Annotated in this window: 20 protein-coding genes; 14 read left to right on the forward strand and 6 right to left on the reverse strand. The window is 70.0% G+C overall.

The window, feature by feature from the left end; all coding sequences use genetic code 11:
- Positions 1-13 precede the first annotated feature (13 nt).
- The 4 genes from C1I89_RS17030 to C1I89_RS17045 all read right to left on the reverse strand — a co-directional run bounded on the left by C1I89_RS17030 (position 14) and on the right by C1I89_RS17045 (position 6058).
- Positions 14-1732, reverse strand: a complete 1719-nt coding sequence (locus C1I89_RS17030; RefSeq protein ID WP_258231462.1) for an arylsulfatase — start codon at positions 1730-1732, stop codon at positions 14-16.
- A gap of 209 nt (positions 1733-1941) precedes the next feature.
- Positions 1942-2550 carry a LysE family translocator gene (locus C1I89_RS17035; RefSeq protein WP_102773859.1) on the reverse strand — a complete coding sequence of 203 codons (609 nt, stop codon included), beginning with the start codon at positions 2548-2550 and terminating at the stop codon, positions 1942-1944.
- 90 nt (positions 2551-2640) lie between these two features.
- Positions 2641-5124 (reverse strand): carbohydrate-binding family V/XII, encoded by a 2484-nt coding sequence (locus tag C1I89_RS17040; protein ID WP_102774159.1) that lies wholly within the window; start codon positions 5122-5124, stop codon positions 2641-2643.
- A gap of 85 nt (positions 5125-5209) precedes the next feature.
- Positions 5210-6058, reverse strand: a complete 849-nt coding sequence (locus C1I89_RS17045; protein WP_102773860.1) for an IclR family transcriptional regulator — start codon at positions 6056-6058, stop codon at positions 5210-5212.
- A 324-nt stretch (positions 6059-6382) separates the two neighbouring features.
- On the opposite strand from C1I89_RS17045, the gene C1I89_RS17050 reads away from it, so the two are divergent.
- The 5 genes from C1I89_RS17050 to C1I89_RS17070 are packed head-to-tail and all read left to right on the forward strand — an operon-like array spanning position 6383 to position 11187.
- The gene (locus tag C1I89_RS17050) at positions 6383-7138 is read left to right on the forward strand and encodes a substrate-binding periplasmic protein (RefSeq protein WP_102773861.1); all 756 of its coding nucleotides are present in this window, start codon (positions 6383-6385) and stop codon (positions 7136-7138) included.
- 51 nt (positions 7139-7189) lie between these two features.
- The gene (locus C1I89_RS17055; RefSeq protein WP_102773862.1) at positions 7190-7849 is read left to right on the forward strand and encodes an amino acid ABC transporter permease; all 660 of its coding nucleotides are present in this window, start codon (positions 7190-7192) and stop codon (positions 7847-7849) included.
- A complete protein-coding gene (locus C1I89_RS17060) occupies positions 7846-8577 on the forward strand; it encodes an amino acid ABC transporter ATP-binding protein (protein WP_102773863.1) in 732 nt (243 codons plus the stop codon). Before C1I89_RS17055 ends, C1I89_RS17060 begins: the two co-directional genes overlap by 4 nt.
- A gap of 21 nt (positions 8578-8598) precedes the next feature.
- Complete coding sequence (locus C1I89_RS17065) at positions 8599-9885, forward strand: NAD(P)/FAD-dependent oxidoreductase (RefSeq protein ID WP_181390975.1); 1287 nt, start codon at positions 8599-8601, stop codon at positions 9883-9885.
- Positions 9886-9918: 33 nt separating this feature from the next.
- On the forward strand, positions 9919-11187 hold the full coding sequence (locus C1I89_RS17070; protein ID WP_102773865.1) for an NAD(P)/FAD-dependent oxidoreductase: 1269 nt from the start codon (positions 9919-9921) through the stop codon (positions 11185-11187).
- Here the strand turns inward: C1I89_RS17070 and trpA are convergent.
- Together trpA and trpB are read right to left on the reverse strand one after the other, a co-directional pair.
- Positions 11178-11978: a tryptophan synthase subunit alpha gene (gene trpA / locus C1I89_RS17075; RefSeq protein WP_102773866.1), complete on the reverse strand. Its 801-nt coding sequence runs from the start codon at positions 11976-11978 to the stop codon at positions 11178-11180. The two genes, C1I89_RS17070 and trpA, sit on opposite strands and share 10 nt — an antisense overlap.
- Positions 11975-13183 carry a tryptophan synthase subunit beta gene (gene trpB / locus C1I89_RS17080; protein ID WP_102773867.1) on the reverse strand — a complete coding sequence of 403 codons (1209 nt, stop codon included), beginning with the start codon at positions 13181-13183 and terminating at the stop codon, positions 11975-11977. Before trpB ends, trpA begins: the two co-directional genes overlap by 4 nt.
- Positions 13184-13301: 118 nt before the next feature.
- Between trpB and C1I89_RS17085 the strand changes: the two genes are divergently transcribed.
- The 9 genes from C1I89_RS17085 (at position 13302) to C1I89_RS17125 (ending at position 22596) form a co-directional block, all read left to right on the forward strand.
- Positions 13302-14174, forward strand: a complete 873-nt coding sequence (locus tag C1I89_RS17085; RefSeq protein WP_102773868.1) for a LysR substrate-binding domain-containing protein — start codon at positions 13302-13304, stop codon at positions 14172-14174.
- A 100-nt stretch (positions 14175-14274) separates the two neighbouring features.
- The gene (locus C1I89_RS17090) at positions 14275-16356 is read left to right on the forward strand and encodes a PIG-L family deacetylase (RefSeq protein WP_102773869.1); all 2082 of its coding nucleotides are present in this window, start codon (positions 14275-14277) and stop codon (positions 16354-16356) included.
- A 51-nt stretch (positions 16357-16407) separates the two neighbouring features.
- Positions 16408-17172, forward strand: a complete 765-nt coding sequence (locus C1I89_RS17095) for a class I SAM-dependent methyltransferase (protein WP_102773870.1) — start codon at positions 16408-16410, stop codon at positions 17170-17172.
- A gap of 133 nt (positions 17173-17305) precedes the next feature.
- Positions 17306-18394, forward strand: coding sequence for an iron-sulfur cluster carrier protein ApbC (apbC, locus tag C1I89_RS17100; RefSeq protein WP_102773871.1), 1089 nt, complete (start codon positions 17306-17308; stop codon positions 18392-18394).
- Between the two features lie 13 nt (positions 18395-18407).
- On the forward strand, positions 18408-18971 hold the full coding sequence (locus tag C1I89_RS17105; RefSeq protein WP_102773872.1) for a DUF3305 domain-containing protein: 564 nt from the start codon (positions 18408-18410) through the stop codon (positions 18969-18971).
- The gene (locus tag C1I89_RS17110; protein ID WP_102773873.1) at positions 18968-19534 is read left to right on the forward strand and encodes a DUF3306 domain-containing protein; all 567 of its coding nucleotides are present in this window, start codon (positions 18968-18970) and stop codon (positions 19532-19534) included. The genes C1I89_RS17105 and C1I89_RS17110 overlap by 4 nt, the downstream gene beginning before the upstream one ends.
- Positions 19531-21636, forward strand: coding sequence for a 4Fe-4S dicluster domain-containing protein (locus tag C1I89_RS17115; protein ID WP_102773874.1), 2106 nt, complete (start codon positions 19531-19533; stop codon positions 21634-21636). Before C1I89_RS17110 ends, C1I89_RS17115 begins: the two co-directional genes overlap by 4 nt.
- Positions 21633-22262 carry a TorD/DmsD family molecular chaperone gene (locus C1I89_RS17120; RefSeq protein WP_102773875.1) on the forward strand — a complete coding sequence of 210 codons (630 nt, stop codon included), beginning with the start codon at positions 21633-21635 and terminating at the stop codon, positions 22260-22262. Before C1I89_RS17115 ends, C1I89_RS17120 begins: the two co-directional genes overlap by 4 nt.
- A 130-nt stretch (positions 22263-22392) precedes the next feature.
- Positions 22393-22596 carry a formate dehydrogenase gene (locus C1I89_RS17125; RefSeq protein ID WP_102773876.1) on the forward strand — a complete coding sequence of 68 codons (204 nt, stop codon included), beginning with the start codon at positions 22393-22395 and terminating at the stop codon, positions 22594-22596.
- The last annotated feature ends 10 nt before the right edge of the window (positions 22597-22606 follow it).

Raw genomic sequence — 22606 nt, forward strand, 5'->3', positions numbered from 1 at the left:
CGCGTGGCTCCGTCTAGCGCTCGGCGGGAATGATGACCTGCCGGGGCATGTTCTTGCGCCAGTCGAAGTAGCCGAACAGCTCCCTGTCCAGGTAATCGGTGTCCCAGCGGATCACCCTGTTGGCCTGGGCCCAGGCCTCGTACTTGGCGGCCATTTCCTTGACGCGCTGCGGCTGCCGCGAGGCAAGGTCCGTGGTTTCGCCACGATCGGCCTCGGTATCGAAAAGCTGCCACTGGCCGGCGCCGAACGGCTTGGGTATCCAGCTCAGCTTCCACTTGCCCTGGCGGTATTCCTTGTTGCCGAACAGCTCGCCGCCGCGTTCGAAATCCGCAGGCCGGGCCGACGTGGCCGTGCCTTCGAGCACATCCAGGAACGACACCCCCTTGAGCGGCGCCAGCGGCACCCCGTCGCGCTCCTGTCCGCGCGCCGCGCCGGTGATGGCCGTGATGGTGGGGAAGATGTCCTCGACCGCCAGGTAGCCGTCGTTGATCGAACCGCGCTTGGCCACCATCGAGCCCTTCACGATCAGCGGGGAAATCGTCCCGCCTTCGCTCATGAACAGCTTGAACAGCCGGAACGGCGCCGAACTCGCATAGGCCCATCCCGGTCCGAGGCCGGCGAACGAACCCGGCGCGCCCATGTTGTCGAACGAGGTGTCGAACTCCTTCGCGATCCAGCTGCCGTCCTTGTTGCCCGGATAGAAATCCATGTAGGCGCCGGAAGGCCCGTTGTCGGAGAAGAAGATGATCACGGTATTGTCGTACTGGCCGCTGCGCTTTAACTGGTCGATCACGCGGCCGATGTTGCTGTCCAGGTTGCTCACCATGCCCGCGTAGATCTCCATCAGGCGCTCCTGGTGCGCCCGCTCCTGCGCCGTCAGCTGGTCCCAGGGCTTGAAGAGCGGCGTGGTCTCGGACATCTTGGTGCCCGCGGGCACCACGCCCGCGCGCAGCATGTTCTTGTACATGGTCTCGCGGTGTTCGTCGTAGCCGCGGGCGAACTTGCCGCGGTACTTGGCCACGTCGGCCGCCGGCGCGTGCAGCGGATCGTGCACGGCCTGGAACGCCAGATAGCCGAAGAAAGGCTTGCCCGCATCCTCGGCCGACTTCATGTAGCCCAGGAATTTGTCGGTATAGAGATTGGAGGAAAACTCCCCCGTGTCGCGCGGCACCGTCTTCTCGTTCTCGACGAAGCGCGTGCGCGGCTGGACCGCGAGCAGGCCCTTGTTGTCCCAATGGCTGCCGCCCGGGTTGATCAGCGCGAACGAATTCTCGAAACCGCGCGCCGCCGGCAGTTGTTCGGGCTTGCCGCCCAGATGCCACTTGCCGGCCATGAAGGTCGCATAACCCCGGTCCTTGAGCACTTCGGCGATGGTCTTGACCCGGTCATTGAGGGAACCGATGTAGTTGCCCGGGTACTTGTCCATCTCGGGTGCGTAGTACTCGCCCATCGAGCCCATGCCGGCCAGGTGGTTGTCCACGCCGGTCAGCAGCTGGGCGCGGGTCGGCGAGCAGGTGGGATTGACGTGGTAGTTGGTGAAGCGCATGCCCTCGGCGGCCAGCTGGTTCAGCGCCGGGGTCTGGATGATGTCCTGCCCGAAGGGCTGGATGTCGTTGTAGCCCAGGTCGTCGGCCAGGATGACGAGCACGTTGGGCGGGCGCTGCGGGGCGGCCTGGGCGAACGGCGCGACTGCCAGCGACGCGGCCATGGCCATGATGGAAAGGCATTTCACATTCATCTCCTCGATGTACGGGCGACGGCCGGTCGCCATCAGGGATCGTCTGCGCGATCATTGCAGCGGCAGCATAGCAAATATATATATTTTTAAAAAGAAAATATTTTATTTGCCGATCGGACAGCAGACGGGCGGACGCGCGCCGCCGCGCGCGGGGCTCGGCCCGGGCGCGGCAAGCGAGGAGGACGGGGAGACGAGAAGGAGGATCAGGAGCCCGGCAGCGCCGCGCCCATCGCGGCGAACAGGCCGCCGCAGACCTTGTTGAAGCGCCGGCCGGCGCGTTCCAGCCAGGGGCGCACACGGTGCGCCAGGCGCGCCAGCACGTATTCGACCAGGAACTCCACCAGCGCGAAGGTGGCCGCCATGATGGCGAACTGCGTCAGCAGGCTGCGGGCCGGGTCGATGAACTGCGGCAGGAAGGCGCCGTAGAACAGCAGCGCCTTGGGATTGGAGATGGCCGACAGGAAGCCCTGGCCGAACATGCGCGCGCCGCGGGCCTTCGGCATGTCGGGCGGCGGCTGCAATTGCACGCCGGGCGAGCGCCACAGCTGGATGCCGAGCCAGATCAGGTAGGCCCCGCCGCCCCACTTCAGCACGGTGAGCGCCGGGCCCCAGGCCTTGAGCAGGGCGCTGATGCCCAGCATCGACAGCGCGATCAGCGCCACGAAGCCGACCGCGCCGCCGGCGATGGTGCACAGCGCCTTGCGGTGGCCGTGCAGCGCGCCGTGGGTGAGCGCGAGCAGCGTGTTGGGCCCGGGCGTCACCGACAGGCCGATGACCGCAACCAGATAGATGAGCCAGCTATGCAGGGCCATGGCGTAAGGCAGGAAAGAAATGGGGAAGCAGGCAGTCTAGCGCCCGGCGCGGGCGCGGCGCAAACGGCCGCCCCCGCGCAGGAGCGTGTCTCAGCGGCGGAACCCGCCGCGGAATCCGCCGAAGCCGCCGCCCCAGCCGCCGCGTCCGCCCATGCGGTCGCGCCAGCCGCCGCCGCCTTCCATGCCCCGGTCGCGCCAGCCGCCGCCGGAATCGCCGCCGCCCATGCGGTCCTGCCAGCCGCCGCCCTGGAAATCGCTGCGCTGGCTGGAATAGTCCCGCGCCTGGCGCTGGCCGTTCAGGTAGCTGGAGTCGCCGCCTTGCACCGGCTGCCAGCCCGACGAGGTGTGCTGCTGCCAGCCGTTGTCGTTGTGCTCGTAGACGTTGCCGTTGTGGTCGGCGTAGACGTTGCCGTTGTTCCAGGCCATGCCGCTGTTGGTGTTGCGGTTGTAGGTCGCGCCGCGCCGGTCCACGTTGTCCACGCCCTGCCCGGCCGTGCCGGAGGCGGTGGCCGAGGACACCGTCGTGCGGCCGGTGCGGGCGTTGGTGCGGGCGTCCTGGCGGCCTGCGGCCCATTGGCCGTCGTCGTTCTCGACCACGCCGGCGCGGCCCGCGCCGGACGCGCCGGTGACCGGATTGGTGTAGGCGCCGCGCCGGCCGGCGGCGGCATTGCCGGTGTATTGGTTATAGGCCGCGCCGCGCGTGCCCTCGAACGCGGCGCCGGTCTGCGGGTTGTAGCCCTCGGCGTGCGCGCCCTGCCATTGCGTGCCGGTCCAGCCGTTCCAGCCGGCCGCGTGCGTGACCACGCCGGACCCGCCCCAGGCGCCATAGACGTCGACCCGGTTGACGTCCACGCCGCGCCAGTACGGCGCGCAGCAATAGGGTCCCCAGTACGGCGCGGCGCCGCCCCAGGCTTCGGCCGCGGCGAATCCGAAGGCGAAGCCGGCCGCGGTGTCGAAGGCCGCGTCGTAGCCGTAGCTGGGCGGATAGCCGACCCAGGTGTCCTGCACGATCACGGGCGGATATGCGTAGCCGGTGCCGTAGACCACCGTGCCGTCGGGCGCGACCACCACGCCCATGTAGCCGGGCGTGTAGCCGAACACCACGTTTTGCGCCGTGGAGCCGTAGACCTGCACGTAGGTCACGTAATGCAGCGGCGAATTGGCGGGAATGGCGTAGATGGCCGCCGGCACGCGGTCGGCCACGCGCCACGGGCCGAAGGCCGAGTCGGACACGAACCAGACCGCGTGCGACAGCGCGTAGTAACGCCCTTCGGCCTGGATCACCGGCACCTGCGAATTGGCGGCGTAGTACAGCGCGGTGCCGGCGATGGGGCGCAGGGTCGGCGAGCCGCCGCCGTACTCGACCTTCAGGGTCGCGCCGCGCGATACGGTCGCGGTCTGGGGAATGGTGGAAGCGATGACCGCCTCTTTGGCCTGCGGCGTGCCCGGCACCGAGGCCAGCACGCCGGATTGCGGGTCCCGCGCCGGAATGCGCGCGAAATCGCGCGGCAGGCTCTTGCCCGGCACGTAGGTCCAGGGCCCTTCCAGCCCCGCCCCGCGGAACCAGCGTCCCGACACCAGCAGGTAATAGCGGTTGTCGCCGGGGTTCATGAACAGGGCGTGGTCGGCGTTGGCCACCGACAGCAGCGAGGTGCCCGGCACCGGCCGCAGTTCGGGCTGGCCCACGGTCACCAGCAGCTCCGCCGGGACGGTGGACACCACGACGGCCGGCGCGCGGTACGGCGCCTTGCCGTCATGCGGCAGCAGCGGGTCGGGCGCGGCCTTGCGCCGCGCCGCGTCGGCGGCGGCCTGCAGCGCGGCGGCGGGATGCTCGACCGCGGTCCAGGGGCCGTCGATGCCGCCGGCCTCGTACCAGTGCCCCGCGGCCTGCAGGAAATGGCGGCCGGCGCCGTCGCGCAGGATCAGCGCGCGCGTGTTGACCACGCGGCGCCAGCCCGAGGCTTCAGGCACGTCGGCCCATGCCGGCGCGCCGTCGACCAGCACCAGCACGGTCGGCACGGTGCGGTAGACGATGCGCGGCGGCGCGTTGTCCACGGCCACCGGCCTGGCGGCCGGGTTGTTGCGCGACAGCGTGTAGCTGAGCTGCAGCGCGTCGAGCGGCGTGACCACGCCCTCGGCCGGCAGCCGCGCCTGCAGCGCGGCACGCAGCCTGTCGGCCTCTTGCGGCGCGGTCGGCACCTGCACTTTTTCGATCCGGATGTCCGACAGATGCACCAGCCCCGCCGGCTTGTTGACCTCGGCGCGCGCCGAGAAATCCACCGTGCCGTAGGTCGGGTTGCCCTTGGCGGGGCCGACCGCCACCGCCATGCGCCCGCCCAGGCGGTCCGCCGTCCAGGTGTCGATCTGCGGCTGGTAAAGCTCGATGCGCGAGCCGTCGGGCGCATCGAAACTGCGCGGCCATTGCAGCGCGCGCGCCGCGTCGGCATGCGCCGCCTGCGGCGCCGATGCGCCAGGGTCCTGCGCCTGCGCCGCGCCGGCCAGCGCCAGGCTGGCGCCGATCGCCAGGGCCAACGGCCGGGAACGAAGACGCCACCATCCGAACAAGCCTTCCATCATGTCGAGCTCCTTAAGGGATGCGCCGGCCGGACGGGTGTCGGATGGGCGTCGCTACGCTTTATACGCCAGCTGCCCTGGCGATTCAATCGCGCGTGCGGCCGGGGGGCTGGGCGTGCAGATCGCGGGCCGCGCCGCCGCCGTACGGCGCCAGCGGGCGCGGCGTGGGCGGCGAGGTGGAAATCTGGCGGGCGGTTTCCTGCATCATCGGAATGAAGCGCGACAGCGCGCGCTTGACCGTCCACTTGGCCGCGGACACCGAAAGCTGCAGGCCGGCCACCACGCGCCCGTTCAGGTCGTGGACCGGCACGGCCAGCGCCAGGTCGCCGCGATAGTACTCCTCCTTGCAATAGGCGTAGCCCTGCTCGCGCGCTTCGCGCACCTGCGCCATCAGCGCATCCACGTCGGTCAGCGTGTTGGCGGTGTACTTCACGCGGTCGCTGGCCGCCAGCGCCTCGTAGGCCTCGTCGTCTCTCAGGCCAGCCAGGTAAACGCGCCCGGTGGACGAGCAGTACATGGGAATGCGCCGGCCCACAGGCATGTGCACCAGCAGCCGCAAGGGGCTGGGAAAACGGCCGATGTAGATCATGTCCTGCCCCGCCGGCTCGGCCAGGTTGACGGTTTCGCCGGCGTTGCGGTTGAGCTCGAGCAGGAAGGGATTGGCGCGGTCCAGCAGCGCGTGCGACTCCAGGTAGCGGCAGCCGCTGTCCAGCGTGCGCGAGGACAGCGAGTAGCGCTTGCTGACCGGGTCCTTGTTGAGCAGGCCCAGCGCCTCAAGCGTGAAGGCGAAACGCTGGGCGGCGCTGCGCGTGATGCCGGCGGCCGCGGCGATCTCCGGCAGGCTCATGGAGGCGCGCTCGGCGGTGAAGGCGTCGAGCACGGCGATGCCGGTCGCAAGCGACTGGACGTACAGGGTGGAGGATTCCGGGTTCATGGTCGGTCGGGCGGTGCTGGCCGCCCCGCATTCTTATTCGATACGCACAGATTGCATTCCAATGGAAATGAATGCAAGAAAAAGCACGTGATTCTTCGGGATATGCCTGCGTAATCGCAAACATGCATTTCGGGAAAACCCCTAATTAAAAAAGCACTTAGGAGACAAGCCTGCTTGTTGACAGGTTTTCCTGGGCCAGATTATAAAATCTACCTGCGATATAAGCATATCGCTATTCGATACGATAATGCACGCCAGGGCGGGACGAACTTGCACGTCCACCAGCCATCCAGGCGCGCGATTCTGGCCTCCCAGGGGATTCCGATGCTGCATAAAACCGTGAAATCGTTGTTGGCTGCGGCGCTGTGCGCCGCCGCGCTGTCGGGCGCGCACGCCCAGACCGTGAAGGTCGGCTCCACGCCGACCGCGGTGCCGTTCAACTTCCTGGACCCGAAGACCAACACCCTGCAGGGCGTGATGATCGACATCGCCAACGCCGTGGGCAAGCAGGCAGGCTTCGCGGTCGAAGTCACGCCGATTCCGTTCGCCTCGCTGGTGCCGGCGCTGCAGACCGGCAAGATCGACATCATCGCCTCGGCCTTCGCCAAGACGCCGCAGCGCGCCGAGGTGGTGGACTTCACCCAGCTGGTGGTGGAGTACGGCGAGGCGCTGATCGTGCCCGCCAAGGACCAGACCGACTACAAGAGCATCGCCGACCTCAAGGGCAAGACCGTCGGGGTCCAGATCGGCACGCTGTACGTGGAGCCGCTGAAGTCCGCGCCCGGCCTGAAGGAAGTGAAGATGTACGAAACCATGTCCGACCTGGTGCGCGACGTGGCGCTGGGACGGCTGGACGCCGCCTTCGGCGACGGCCCGGTGATTTCGTACCAGGTGCGCACCCAGGGCGTGCGCAACGTGCGCTACGTCGAAAGCTACCAGCCGTCCATGCCGACCAACATCGCGCTGGCCGTGCGCAAGGGCGACGCCGAACGCGCCCGCCAGCTCGACGCCGCCATCGACGCGCTGCGCCAGGACGGCACCATCGCCGCCATCATGAAGAAATGGGGCGTTTCGCGCTGAGCGCCATGGATCCGCGCGCCGCGCGCCGGCGCGCCCTAACGGATAAGCAAGATGTTCCAGTCTTTTTTCAGTGACGCCTCGGAGTTCTTCCCTGTGCTGATGCAGGGGGTGCTGACCACCGTCTCCATCACCGCCGCGGCCCTGGTGATCGCCACCGTGCTCGGGCTGTTCTGGGCGCTGCTGCGGGTCAGCGGCATCGCGCCGCTCTCGCACGCCAGCCGCATCCTGACCAACATCATCCGCGGCGTGCCCATCATCGTCGTGCTGTTCTACATGTACTTCGTGCTGCCCGAGATCGGCGTCGGCCTGACGGCCTTCCAGGCCGGCGCGCTGGGACTGGGCGTGGCGTATTCCTCGTATATGTCGGAGGTGTTCCGCTCGGGCATCGACGCGGTCGATCCCGGCCAGTTCGAGGCCGCCCAGTCGCTGGGCATGTCGCGCGCCAAGCTGATGCGCCGCGTGGTGCTGCCGCAGGCCTTCAAGGTGGCCCTGCCGCCCTACGGCAACAACGTGGTCATGATGCTCAAGGACTCGTCGCAGACCGCGGTGATCACCGTGGTCGAACTGTCCATGCAGAGCAAGCTGATCGCCTCGTCCACCTTCAAGAGCGCCACCATCTACACGCTGGTCGCCCTGATGTACCTGGCCATGAGCCTGCCCATGATGTATTGCATCGGCAAACTTGAACGCCGCCTGGGACGCCGCCAATGATCAAGATCGAAAACCTCAGCAAGTCGTTCGGCGCGCACCGCGTGCTCGATGGCATAGACGCCGAAGTGCGGCCGGGCGAAGTGGTCTGCCTGATCGGGCCGTCCGGCTCGGGCAAGTCCACGCTGCTGCGCTGCATCAACGGGCTCGAACGCTACGACGGCGGACGCATCACGGTGGACGGCGTGACCGTGGACGCGAGCAGCAGGGAGATCCAGGCGATCCGCCAGCGCGTGGCCATGGTGTTCCAGCGCTTCAATCTGTTCCCGCACCGCAGCGCGCTGGAAAACGTCATCGAAGGCCCGGTGCACGTCAAGGGCGAAAGCGTGGCGTCGGCCACCGAGCGCGCCCGCGAGATCCTGGCCTCGGTGGGCCTGGCCGAGAAAATGAACCACTATCCGCAGCAGCTTTCCGGCGGGCAGCAGCAGCGCGTGGCCATCGCCCGCGCGCTGGCCATGGAGCCCGAGGCCATCCTGTTCGACGAGCCCACCTCCGCGCTCGATCCCGAACTGGTGGGCGAGGTGCTGTCGGTGATGCGCACGCTGGCCGAGAAAGGCATGACGATGGTGATCGTCACGCACGAAATGGACTTCGCCCGCAACGTGTCCGACCGCGTGCTGTTCCTGGAAGGCGGCCGCATCGCCGAACAGGGGCCGTCGCGCGAAGTGCTTACCTCTCCCCGCAACGAACGCATGCGCGATTTCCTCAAGCGCGTCACGCACGCCCAATAACGCCCCGCCATGAACAACCCTGTGTTTACGCCCGCAGCCACGCTGTGGGCCGCGACCGCGCCTGCGCGCGCGGCCGCGCCGGCGCTTGCCGCGCCGCTGGAGATCGAGGCCGCCGTGGTCGGCGGCGGTTTCACCGGCCTGTCGGCCGCGCTGCACCTGGCCGAGGCCGGCCTGCGCGTGGCGCTGTTCGAGACCCATGAAGTCGCGCACCGCGCCTCCGGCCGCAACGGCGGCCAGGTGGTGCCCGGCTTCAAGCCCGGCCCCGCCGCGCTTGCGCGCCGCTTCGGCGCCGAGACGGCCGCGCGCATGACGCGCTTCGCCTACGGCAACGCGGACTACCTGTTCGAGCTGGTGGAACGCCTGCGCATCGATTGCGCCCCCACCCGCAACGGCTGGATACAGGGCGCCTTCTCGGCCGCGTCCGCCGATTATCTGCGACGGCGCGCGCAGGAACTGAACGCGCACGGCGGCGAGGTGGAATACCTGGACGCCGAGGCCATGCGGGCCGCCACCGGTTCGTCGTTCTGGCCCGCCGGGCTGCGCGAGAAACGCGCCGGCGCGGTACAGCCGCTGGCCCTGGCGCGCGGCCTGGCGCGCGCGGCCGCGCAGGCCGGCGCCACGCTGTACGAGCGCTCGCCGGTGGCCGCCATCGTCCCGCGCGACGGCGGCGGCGCCACGCTCAGCGTCAACGGCCATGCCGTGCAGGCGCGCCACGTGGTGCTGGCCACCGACGCCTACACCGACCGGCTGTGGCCCGCGGTGGCGCAGTCCTACGTCAACGTGGCCAGCGCCCAGATCGCCACCGAGCCCCTGCCCCCCGCGCTGCAGGCGCGCCTGATGCCGCTGCGCGCCGGCATTTCCGAAACCCGCAAGATCACCTACTACTGCCGCATCGACCCCGAAGGCCGCTTCGTGATCGGCGGGCGCGGACATTCCAGCGAACAGCTCGATCCGTCCACGCGCGACCAGTTGCGGCGCGCGGCGGTGGCGCGCTTTCCCGAACTGGCCGACGCCGCCTGGCGCTACGGCTGGGCCTGCCGGGTAGGCATGACGCTGGACGACCTGCCGCGCCTGCATCGATTGGCGCCTGGCGTCTGGACCGCCTACGGCTATTGCGGGCGCGGCGTGGCCATGGGCACGGCCCTGGGGCGCGTGCTGCGCGATGCGATCCGCGGCGTGCCGGCGGAAAGGCTCGATTTCCCGGTCACGCCGATTTCCCGCATGCCCGGCTATCCGGCCCGGCAGTTCGGCGCTACGCTGGCCATCAACTGGTACCGCCTGCGCGACGCGCTGGGCTTTCCCGCCTGAACACCGCCGTCCGGCCGACACGCACTTATCGTCATGAACACTCAAACGCAGTTTCCCGCCACCGTGGACGTGGCGATCATCGGCGGCGGCATCATCGGCGCGAGCACCGCGCTCGCGCTGGCGCGCGTCGGCGTGCGCACCGCCCTGTTCGAAAAAGGCACGCTGGGCTGCGAACAGTCCTCGCGCAACTGGGGCTGGGTGCGCACCCTGGGCCGCGACCAGCCCGAAGTGCCGCTGGCGCTGCGCGCCAACCAGCTGTGGAGCGAGATCCAGGCCCAGGTCGACGTCGGCTACCGCCGCAACGGCCTGGTCTACCTGCAGGAAAACGAGGCCGACGCCGTCGGCCACGAGACCTGGCTGCGCGAGGCCCGCGCCCACGGCGTGCGCGCCGAGATGCTGGGACGCGAGGCGGCGCTGCGCCTGCTGCCGCGCACCGAACGCCCCTGGACCGGGGCGCTGTACAGCGCGGCCGACGGCGTGGCCGAACCGCAGCTCGCGACCCTCGGCGTCGCGTCGCTGGCGCGCCAGGCCGGCGCGCAGATCTTCGAACACTGCGCCGTGCGCGGCCTGGAGACCAGCGCCGGCCGCGTCGACACCGTCGTCACCGAGCGCGGCGCGCTGCGCGCGCAGGCCGTGCTGGTGGCCGCCGGCGGCTGGTCGCGGCTGTTCTGCGGCAACCTGGGCGTGGAATTCCCGCAGCTCAAGGTGCGCGGCTCGGTGCTGCGCACCGAGCCCTTCGACGCCGGCATGGCGCTGGCCGTCAACGGCAAGGACTTCACCTGCCGCAAGCGCGCCGACGGCGGCTATACCGTGTCGCAGTTCTCCGCCTCGCTGGCCGAGATCGTGCCCGACAGCTTCCGCCTGATGGGCAAGTTCATGCGCGCCTGGATCGAGAACAACGCGCTGGTGCGCCTGCGCTTCGGCAAACGCTTTTTCGAGGAACTGGCCACGCCGCGCCGCTTCCCGGCCGACCGCCCGACGCCGTACGAACGCTGCCGCGTGCTCGACCCCGCGCCCTACGCGCGCGGCATAGACCAGGCCTGGACGCGCCTGCTGCACGCATTCCCGGCCTTCCGCCAGGCCCGCATCGCGCAATCCTGGGGCGGCTATATCGACGTGACGCCGGACGCGATGCCCGTCATCGCGCCGGTGGCGCAGGCGCCCGGCCTCTACCTGGCCTCGGGATTCTCCGGCCACGGCTTCGGCATCGGCCCGGCCGTGGGCGAAACCGTGGCCGCCCTCATCCGGGGCGCGCCCACGCCGGTGGACATCCGCCCCTTCCGACTCGAACGCTACGCCTGAGCCGCGGGCCGGCGCAGCGCGGCCGCCAGCCCGCGCACTTCTTCCAGCGCGGCCTTCACGCCGCCTTGCGCCAGCACCTCGGCCAGCCGCGAGCCCACCGCCACCAGGTCCGCGTGGCGGCCGATGCGCCGCGCGTCTTCCGGCGAACGCACGCCGAAGCCGGCGGCCACCGGCAGCCGCGTATGCGCGCGCACCCGCGCCAGGTCCTGCGCGATGCGGCGCTCGTCGGGCAGCGACGCGCCCGTGGTGCCGGCCAGCATGACGTGATAGACGAAGCCGCTGGCCTCGCGCAGCGCCCGCGCCAGCCGCTCCTCGTCGGTGGTGGGCGCGGACATGCGGATCAGGTCGATGCCGTGCGCGCGCGCGTGCCGCTCCAGCTCGCCGGCGTGTTCCGGCGGCAGGTCGACCACGATCAGCCCGTCCACGCCCGCGGCCGCGGCATCCGCCGCGAAGGCCGCCGCGCCGTAGCGGAGTATGGGATTCAGGTAGCCCATCAGCACCACCGGCGTGGCCTCGTGGCCGGATCGGAATTCCCGCAGCAACGCCAGCGTGCCCGCCAGCGTCTGGCCGGCCGCCAGCGCGCGGCGGTTGGCCTGCTGCAGCACGGGGCCGTCGGCGACCGGGTCGCTGAACGGCATGCCCAGTTCGATCACGTCGGCGCCCGCGGCGGGCAGGCCGCGCAGCAGTTCCAGGCATGCGCCGGGGTCGGGGTCGCCCGCCGCGAAGTAGGTCGCCAGGCCGCAGCGGCCCGACCGGCGCAGCGCCGCGAAAGTGTGTTGCAGCCGTGTCATGTCGTCGCCTCGTCGAATTGCGTCACCGTGTCCATGTCCTTGTCGCCGCGTCCGCTCAGGCACACGACGAGGATCTCGCCGCGCCCCATGCGCGGCGCGAGTTCGCGCGCCCAGGCCAGCGCGTGCGCGCTTTCCAGCGCCGGCAGGATGCCTTCGGCCCGCGTCAACCAATGAAAGGCGGACACCGCCTGCGCGTCCGTCACGGACACATAGGCCACCCGCCCGCTGTCGTGCAGCAACGCATGCTCCGGTCCCACGCCGGGATAGTCGAGCCCGGCCGAGATGGAGTGCGCGTCCAGGATCTGCCCGTCGCCGTCCTGCAGGTAGTAGCTGCGGCAGCCATGCAGCACGCCGGCCCGGCCCGCGCCGAGGCTGGCGGCGTGCGCGCCGCTGGCCAGCCCGCGCCCGCCGGCCTCCACGCCATAGAGGCGCACGCCGGGCTGGTCCAGGAACGGGTGGAAGAACCCCATCGCGTTGGAGCCGCCGCCGACGCAGGCGACCATCGCGTCCGGCATGCGTCCGGCCTTGGCGGCGATCTGCTGGCGCGTCTCCATGCCTATCACCTTCTGGAACTCGCGCACCAGCCAGGGATAGGGATGCGGACCGGCGCAGGTGCCCAGCAGGTAATAGGTGTCGGCCGGATGCGCGATCCAGTCGCGCAAGGCCTGGTTCATCGCGTCCTTCAGCGTGCCGGTTCCGTCCGTCACGGCGCGCACCTCGGCCCCCAGCATGCGCATGCGGCGCACGTTGACCGACTGGCGCGCCATGTCCTGCGCCCCCATGTAGACCACGCAGTCCAGGCCCTGCTGCGCGCAGACCGTGGCGGTGGCCACGCCGTGCTGCCCGGCGCCGGTCTCGGCGATCACGCGGCGCTTGCCCATGCGCCGGGCCAGCAGCGCCTGGCCCAGGCAGTTGTTGATCTTGTGCGCGCCGGTGTGGTTGAGGTCTTCGCGCTTGAGGTAGATCTGCGCGCCGCCCAGTTCCCCGGTGATGCCGCGCGCCAGGAACAGCGGGCTGGGGCGGCCGACGTAGTCGGCCAGCAGGCCGCGGAAGTCCTGCCAGAAGCCCTTATCCGACAGCAGCGCCCTGAAGGCGCGCTCCAGCTCGTCCAGCGCGGGGATGAGCGTTTCGGGCATGTAGCGCCCGCCGTAAGGGCCGAACTGGCCCAGGCTGTCGGGCGTGGCCGGATGGATGGCGGATGGCATGGCTGGCGGTTTCCGTATTGCAGTGTATCGGGATGTTTTGCTTATGCTATCTTCGATAAAAACTTATTTGAATCAATGATTTGTTTAGCACCAATGTAAGTACAGCTAACATCCAGCCATGCGACGACTCCCCTCTCTCAATGCGCTGCGCTTTTTCGACAGCGCCGCCCGCCACGCCAGTTTCAGCCTGGCGGCCAGGGAGCTGTGCGTGACGCACAGCGCCGTCAGCCAGCAGGTGCGCCAGCTGGAAGACTGGCTGGGCTGCGCGCTGTTCGAACGCCGCGCCGGCGGCGTGCGCCTGACCGCGGCGGGCCTGGACCTGCAGCGCGCCGCCCAGGAGGCATTCGACACGCTGGAGCGCCGCTGCGACGAATTGCGGCGTAGCACGCAGCCGGCGGAACTGACGCTGGGCGCGCCCGCCAGCTTTCTATCCAACTGGCTCATCGCGCGGCTCGAACGCTTCGAGGCCCTGCATCCGGATATCCGCATCCGGCTGCAGACGGCCGCCGACGCGTCCCTGCTGGACACGCAGCGCGTGGACGCGCTGATTCTTGCCGGCCGCGACTGGCCGCGGGACTGGGACGTCACCCCGTTGTTCGCCGAAACCATCGGCCCGGTCTGCGCCCCGGCCCATGCCGCGCAGATCCGCGCGCCGGCCGACGTGGCCGGCGCGCCGCTGCTGCACACCAGTTCCAGGCCCGATGCGTGGCGCGACTGGGCGGCGCGCCAGGGCATTGCGCTGGCCCCGCGCCTGCCCGGCCGCGAGTTCGACCACCTGGGCCACATGCTGGAAGCCGCGGCGGCCGGCCTGGGCGTGGCCATCGCGCCCGCGGTGCTGGTCGAATCCGAACTGCACCGCGCCCGCCTGGCCGCGCCGCTGGGTTTCGTCGCCAGCGGCGCCTCGTTCTGCCTGTGCACGCGCAAGGGCGCCAGGCGCGCCGACGAGGCGCTGTCGCATCTGCGCGACTGGCTGCTGGAAAGCGCGGCCTAATCCGGCCCTATATCTTGCCGACAACGCGCGGCGGCTCGCCGCTATACTTTTCGCACTCTTCAACCCCTGCCGTGCGACGCCTTTTCTGCCGCGCCCCGCTATGTTCGTTCCGACGGCCTTGTTGCGCCCCCTAGGCCAGGCGCTATTGTTCGCGTTCGCCGCGCTCTTCTCCCTCCAGGCCCACGCCGCCCCGCCCACGCTGGCGCAGTGCCACGGCATCAAGGATCTCGCCTTCGTCGCCCACCTGGACGACGACCTGCTGTTCATGAATCCGGACATCGCCTCCAACATCGAGGCCGGCGGCTGCGTGCGCGTGGTCTACCTGACCGCCAGCGACGCCGGCGAAGGCGAAGGCTACATGCTCGGCCGCGAGCGCGGCGTGCGCGCCGCCTACGCCTACATGGCGCACCAGCCCGACGTGTGGAAAGAAGACGCCGGCACCGCCGGCGGCCGCCATTTCGCGCGCTTCACGCTGCAGGGCAACCCGCGCGTGCAGCTCTGGCACATGCGGCTGAAGGACCCGTGGCTGGGCAAGGGCTGGGGCAGCCTGACGCCGCTCAGCCGCACCGAGTCCGAGCCGGGCCAGAGCGTGGACACGCTGGGCCAGTACGCCGAGGTCTACACCCGCGAGCAGCTGATCGACACGCTGGCCGACGTGATCCGCCAGTACGCCCCGACCACCGTGCGCCACCTGGACGACACCATCGCCGTGCCCTACACGCAGCTGTGCTGGCGCTGCGCCGGCCACGGGCACCCGGACCACATCGCCAGCGCGCGGCTGGTGCGCGAGGCCATGGTGCGCGTACCCGGCAATTACGCCGAAACCGGCTATATCGACTATCCCAGCCAGGAGCGCGCCAGCAACCTGACCGAAGCCGAGATCGCCAGCAAGTCGGTGATCTTCCAGCACTACGCCTGGAACGACTACCACTACTGCGCCGGCCCCACCGGCTGCAAGGAACCCGCCGGCCCCGCCGCGGCCTGGGTGCAGCGCGCCTATTACGTGTCGCGCCAGGACATGGCGCCGCAACTGTACCCCGACGGGCGCGGCGGGCTGGTGGTGTTCGCCGCCGGCGAAACCAACGCCGCCGTCAACCGCTGGGACTCCGGCCATCGCAAATGGCAGAGCCTGGGCGGACGCACCAGCGGCCCGCTGGTTTCCTTCACCCATGCGGACGGCACCGCCGGCCTGATGGCGCGCGATCCGCTGGGCGGCGTATGGGCCAACAAGCAGCGCCACGACGGCACCTGGCAGGGCTGGCAGGCGCTGGGCGGCGTGCGCGTGACGCAGATTCCGGCGGTGGCGCCGCGCGGCGAAGCGGCCGCCGTGGCGCTGGGCTACGACGGCCGGCTGCACTGGATCGCGCCGACCGGCATCGACGGCGGCTGGAGCACCTGGCAGGAACTTCCCATGCTGGAAGACGCCACCGGCGCGCCCGCCGCCGCGCGCGGCGCCGACGGACGCTACGTGGTGTTCGCCCTCACCTCGGCGGGCAAGCTTTTCTATACGCGCCAGCTGCCGGCCGCCCAGGGCCATCGCCCCGAATGGCAGGGCTGGCGCCCGGTGCCGGCGCCCACCGCCGCCGGCGGCCTGGCCGCCATCCGCAACCGCGACAACCGCATCGAACTCTATTTCCGCCAGCGCGGCGACAACCACCTGACCCGCCTGCTGGAAACCGGCGACACCACCGACCTGAACATCGACTGGAGCGCGCCGGACGACCTGGGCGTGCCCTACATCGGGCGTCCGGCGGTCCACGCCGACGCGCAGGGCAAGGTGGTGCTCGCCATCCTGGAACGCGCCGGCGGAAAACTATGGCTGGTCGAAGACGGCAAACCCGCGCGCCTGGACGCCGCGGCCGCCTCGCCGCCGGCCATCAACATCATCGACGGCACGCTGTATGTGGTCGCGCGCGCCGCCGGCGGCCCGCAGCGCTACGAAGTGCTGTCGCGCCACGACGGCGTGTGGGCCGCCAACCTGACGCTGGACGGCGTGCCGGCCATCGGCGGCAGCGCATTCACGGCGGTGGCCGCGCGTCCGTCGGACCTGCCCAACCTGGGCGCCAACAGCGCCAACACGGCCGCCGTCGTGCGCCCTTCGGCCGAACAGCCGGGCAAGCTGAGCGTGGGCCGCATGCCGGCCCAGGCAACGCAGACGGCCGCGCCGACTGCGTTGCAGTAAGCGGCGCGCGACGGCGGACGGCCTGCCCGGCCGTGGTTTAAGCTCGACGCCATGAAACCGTTTGACCGACTCGTCGCCGAAGCCGAAGCCGCCGACGTCACCGGCTGGGGATTCGGCTGGCTGGCCGGACGCGCCACCGAGGAACGCCCGCCCTGGGGCTATGCTCGCCTGCTGGCGCAGCGCCTGGCCCAGGCGCGCTCCGCGCTCGACCTGGACACGGGCGGCGGCGAAGTCCTGGCCGAAGCGCCGCGCTTTCCGCCGCGCATGTGCGCGACCGAAGCCTGGCCTCCCAATGCGCGCCAGGCGCATGCGCGGCTCGCGCCGCGCGGCGTCGACGTCGTGCAGGTGGCCGCGGGCGCGCCGCTGCCGTTTGCCGACGCCTCGTTCGACCTCGTCAGCGCGCGGCACCCGGTATGTCCCGACTGGCGCGAGATCCATCGCGTGCTGGCGCCGGGCGGCCGCTATTTCGCGCAGCACGTGGGCCCGGCCTCGGCGTTCGAGCTGATCGAATATTTCCTCGGGCCGCTGCCGCGCGAACGCGCGCTGCGCGACCCCGCGGACGAAGCGGCCGCCGCGCGGGAGGCCGGGCTGTCCATCGTCGAGCTGCGCAGCGCGCGTTGCCGCATGGCGTTCCACGACGTGGGCGCGGTCATCTGGATCCTGCGCAAATGCGTGTGGTGGGTGCCCGATTTTTCGGTGGCCAAATACCTCGACCGGCTGCGCGAAATGGACCGCCGCATGCGCCGGGGCGCGCCGTTCGTCGCCCATTCCACGCGCCATCTGATCGAAGCCGCGCGCGTGCAGGGAAAACCCTAGGGAAGCGTCGCGCCGCGGCGCTTGGACTTGCCTGGTTTGAGCGGCATCATGCAGGGATGCGGCGCGTCGCTGCACACTGCGCCCTCTGCTAAGATGGGTCGTCCAGGTCACCCTTTATATATATAGAAGCCCGATGGTTGCCTCAGATATCCTGCTCAATACGCTGCAAGCCTGCCTGGACCCCAATACCCGCAAGGACTTCGGTTCGTCGCGCGCGATCAAGAACCTCGAGATCGGCGCCGACGGCGATGTCTCGTTCGACGTGGAATTGGGCTACCCGGCCAAGAGCCAGATCCCGGCGCTGCGCCGCGAACTGATCGGCGCGGCCAAGTCGGTGCCCGGCGTGCAGAACGTCTCGGTCAACGTTCATAGCGTGATCGAAGCGCACGCGGTGCAGCGCGGCGTCGCGCTGCTGCCCAACGTGAAGAACGTGATCGCCGTGGCCTCCGGCAAGGGCGGCGTGGGCAAGAGCACCACGGCCGTCAACCTGGCGCTGGCGCTGGCCGCCGAGGGCGCGCGGGTCGGCCTGCTGGATGCCGACATCTACGGCCCCAGCCAGTCCCTCATGATGGGCATCGAAGGCCGCCCCCAGAGCGAAGACGGCGACACCATGGAGCCGCTGGAGAACTACGGCGTGCAGGTCATGTCGATCGGCTTTCTGGTCGACCCCGACGAAGCCATGATCTGGCGCGGTCCGATGGCGGTGCAGGCGCTGGAACAGCTGCTGCGCAAGACCAATTGGAAGAACCTCGATTACCTGGTCGTCGACCTGCCGCCCGGCACCGGCGACATCCACCTCACGCTGAGCCAGAAAGTGCCGGTCACCGGCGCGGTGGTGGTCACCACTCCGCAGGACATCGCGCTGCTGGACGCGCGCAAGGGCGTGAAGATGTTCGAGAAGGTCGGCGTGCCCATCCTGGGCGTGGTCGAAAACATGGCGGTGCACGTCTGTAGCCAGTGCGGCCACGTCGAGCACGTGTTCGGCTCGGGCGGCGGCCAGAAAATGGCGGCCGACTACGATCTGGCCTACCTGGGCGCGCTGCCGCTGGACATCAACATCCGGCTGCAGGCCGACAGCGGGCGGCCCTCGGTGGTGTTCGATCCCGACGGCGAGGTGGCCGGGCTGTACAAATCGCTGGCGCGGCAGGTGGCCGTCGCCGTGGCCGGCATGGACAAGGACTATTCCTCCAGGTTCTCGTCCATCGCCATCAAGCGGGCCTGAGGCGGGGCGCGCCATGGAAACCGACTCCCTGCCCCTGACGCTGGAGACCGCCGTGGTGATGCGCAAGGAACGCATCACCGGCGCCATGAGCCGCTGGCAGGATTGGCGCTGGGTGCTCGAAGACGTGGTCGCCAACGAGCCGGGCTTCGGCGCGGCGCCGCGCCTGCTGTACCGCGACGAAACCCAGGAACGCTGGCTGCATCCCGGCTTCACCGTGCGCCTGTTCAAGGACGACGCCGAGGGCTATCTGCTCAACGCGTCGGCGCCCGCGCCGTGCTGGTTCGTGCTGTGGCGCATGGAGGAAAGCCCCAGCGTGGCCGCGGAGCCGCTGGCGCGCCCCGAAATCGTCACCCTGAGCTACCACGACGCCGGGCGCTGGCTGGACGCGCAGGAAACCGTGGAGCAGGTGCCGGCGCCGCCGGCCATCGTGGCCTGGCTGCAGGCCTTCGTGGCCGCCTATTACGTGCCGGAGCCCAAGCGCCGCCGCCGCCCCGTCAGTTTCCAGTCCCTGCAGGACCGCTTCGGCAATCCTGCCTCCGTGAGCACCGTCAAGAAATTCGGCGGCGATCCGTCATGAGCGAAACGCGTCATCAGGGCTTTCTGCAGCGCTGGTCGCGCCGCAAGATCGAGGCTCGCGAAGGCGGCCCCGAGGAACCCGCGCCCGCCGCTGAAGCGCCCGTCCCGGCGCAGGAAGCCGCGACGCCGCCGGCCGGACTTCCCGAGGCCGCGCCGGCCGAGCCGGAACTGCCCACCATGGACGACGTGCTGAAGCTCACCGCCGATTCCGATTTCAGCCGCTTCGTCACGCAGGGCGTGGCGCCCGACGTCAAGAACGCGGCGCTGAAGAAGCTGTTCGCCGATCCGCACTACAACGTGATGGACGGGCTGGACGTGTATATAGACGACTATTCGCAGCTGGCGCCGCTGCCGCAATCCGCGCTGCGCAAGATGGCGGTCTCGCGGGTGCTGGGCTTTTTCGAGGAAGAAGCGCGCTGCGCCGCCTCGGCCCTGACCGACGCCGTCACTGAAAACCCCGCGCCCGAAGCCGCGCCCGCCCTGCCCGCCGATTCCGGCGCCGCCGATCCCACCGCCGAAGCGCCGGCCGCCGTGCCGGCGCCGGCCGCAGGAACCAAGCCATGACGACACTCATCTGCGACTGCAACCGCACCATGCCGCTGGCCACCGATGCGCTCGGCCAGGCGCTGGGCGAGAACCTGCACCTGCATTCCACGCTGTGCCGCCGCGAGGCCGGCGCCTTCCAGCAAGCCATCCGCGGCGGCGACGACGTGGTGGTGGCCTGTACCCAGGAACAGCGCCTGTTCGGCGAACTGGGCGCGGCCACCGAAGGCGCCGTCGCGCCCGTGAAGTTCGTCAACATCCGCGAGACCGGCGGCTGGAGCCGCGACGCCGCCCAGGCCATGCCCAAGCTGGCCGCGCTGCTGGCGGCCGCGCACCTGCCCGATCCCGATCCGGTGCCGACCGTCACCTACAAAAGCGCGGGCCGGCTGCTGATCGTCGGGCCGCTGGACCGGGCCGAACAGGCCGGCGCCCTGCTCGACGACGTGCTGAACGTCACTATTTTCGCCCAGGGCCAGGGCGAACGCGGCGGCGCGCAGGGCCGGCGCTTTCCGGTCCTGTCGGGCCGGCTGGACGCGGTGAACGGCTGGCTGGGCGCGTTCGAAGTGCAATGGACGCAGCACAACCCCATCGACCTGGATCTCTGCACCCGCTGCAACGCCTGCCTGGCCTCCTGTCCGGAAGGCGCGATCGGGCTGGACTACCAGATCGACGCCGGCCTGTGCCGCTCGCACCGCGATTGCGTGGCGGCCTGTACGGTGGCGGGCGCGATCGACTTCGACCGCCCGCCCCAGACCGGCGCCGAGACCTTCGACCTGGTGCTGAACCTGGGCGCGCAGCCCCTGTTCACGCGCCATGCCCCGCCCCAGGGCTATTTCACCTGGGACGGCGCCGACCCCTCGGTGCTGCTGCGGCTGCGCGACATGGTCGGCGAATTCGAAAAGCCCAAGTTCTTCGACTACAAGCAGAAGCTCTGCGCCCACAGCCGCAACGCCACCGTGGGCTGCGACGCCTGCGTGCAGATCTGTTCGGCCGAGGCCATCTCCAGCGACATCCGCAACCAGCAGGTCAAGGTCAATCCCAACCTCTGCGTGGGCTGCGGCGCCTGCACCACCGTCTGTCCCACCGGCGCGATGAGCTACAGCTATCCGCGCATCACCGACCAGGGCGCGCGCCTGCGCACCCTGCTGTCGACCTACGCGCAGGCCGGCGGACGCGACGCCATCGTGCTGCTGCACAGCCAGGACCGCGGCCAGGCCATGATCGAGCGCCTGGGCCGCGCAGCCGGCCTGGGGCTGGCCCACGGCGTGCCGGCCAACGTGATTCCGCTGGCGCTGTGGCACACCGCCAGCCTGGGCCTGGACCTGTGGCTGTCGGCCGTGGCCTATGGCACCAGCCAGATCGCCGTGATGACCACCGGCGAAGAGGCGCCGCAATACCTGGACGGGCTGGAGGCGCAGATGGAAACGGCCCAGGCACTGCTCAACGGCCTGGGCTACGAAGGCCGGCACCTGCACCTGCTGCGCGTGTCCGAGGCCGCCGAACCGGCCGACCTGGACCGCAGCCTGCAGGCCCTGGCCGCGGGCAAACCCGCCGCGCCGGCCGCGCGCGCCCGCCACGCGCTCGCGCCCGAAAAACGCAGCACCCTGGACCTGGCGCTGGACCACCTGATTGCGCACGCCCCCGCGCCGCTGCCGCAGGCCATCGCCCTGCCGGCCGGCGCGCCCGGCGCGGGCGCCCCGCTGGGCGGGCTGGAGGTCGACAGCGCGCGCTGCACGCTGTGCATGAGCTGCGTCAGCGCCTGTCCGTCCAGCGCGCTGATGGACAATCCGCAGGCGCCGCAGCTGCGCTTCCTGGAAAAGAACTGCGTGCAGTGCGGGCTGTGCGTCACCACCTGTCCCGAGCAGGCCATCACGCTGACGCCGCGCCTGCTGCTGACCCCGCAGCGCAAGGAAGCCGTGGTGGTCAACGAGACCCAGCCCTTCCATTGCGTGCGCTGCAACAAGCCCTTCGGCACGCTCAAGGGGGTCGAGACCATGATAGGCAGGCTGGCGGGCCACGCCATGTTCCAGGGCGCGGCGCTGGAACGCCTGAAGATGTGCGGCGACTGCCGCGTCATCGAGCTGTACTCGTCCGAAAACGAAACCAAGATCACCCAACTATGACCGGTCCCGCATCCGCCGCCATCATGCCCCCGTCGGATTTCGACGAGGAAGTCGCCCGCGCCGAACTGTACGGCCTGCTGGCCCAGCTGTTCTACGCGCCCCCGCCGCCCGAACTGCTGCAGGCGCTGCGCCAGGCCGAAACGCACGCGCCAGACGCCGGCGGTTTCCTGGAGGCGCCTTGGCAGGAACTGGTGGCCGAGGCCCGCGCGATGGGCGACGACGCCATCGCGGCCGAATACGACGCCTTGTTCGGCGGCATGGGTAAACCCGAGGTCTATCTGTTCGGCTCGCATTACCTGACGGGCTTTCTCAACGAAAAGCCGCTGGTCGGCCTGCGCAACGACCTGCAGGCGCTGGGCCTGGCGCGCGGCTCGGCGGTGTCCGAAACCGAGGACCACATCGCCGTGCTGTTCGAGGTCATGCGCTACCTGATCGCCGGCGAGGACGCCGGCGTGTCGAACCTGAGCCGCCAGCGCGAGTTCTTCGCCGCGCACGTGCAGCCCTGGATCGACGATATGTGCGCCGCCATCGCCGCGCATCCGGCGGCGCGCTTCTATGCACGGGCGGCCGCCTTTTGCCAGGCCTACGCCAGCGTCGAGGCCCAGGGTTTCGACATGCTGGGCTAGCCGCGCACGCAACATAGGACGCGCCGATGCTGCGGCGCAATCGGGCCCGGGCCGTACGGCGGTTGTCCTGCCTGGGGTCACGGGGTACATTATGCAAAGAATTTCATACCTAGAAGCCAGGAGACGAGCCATGTCGCAAAGCCCGACCAATCGTTCGCGCCGCAAATTCTTCGCGGGTTCGGCGACGCTAGGCGCCGCCGCAGTCGGCGTCGCCGTTCTCCCCGGCGCACAGGCCAAACCCGCCGCCGCGCAGCCCCAGGCCGCGCCCGAGAAGGGCGGCGGCTACAGGCTGAGCGAACACGTCAAGCGTTACTACAAGACCACCCTCGTTTGATAGGGAGCCC

Origin of the sequence: Achromobacter pulmonis (assembly GCF_002885955.2) — a bacterium.
Lineage (GTDB): Bacteria > Pseudomonadota > Gammaproteobacteria > Burkholderiales > Burkholderiaceae_B > Achromobacter > Achromobacter pulmonis_A.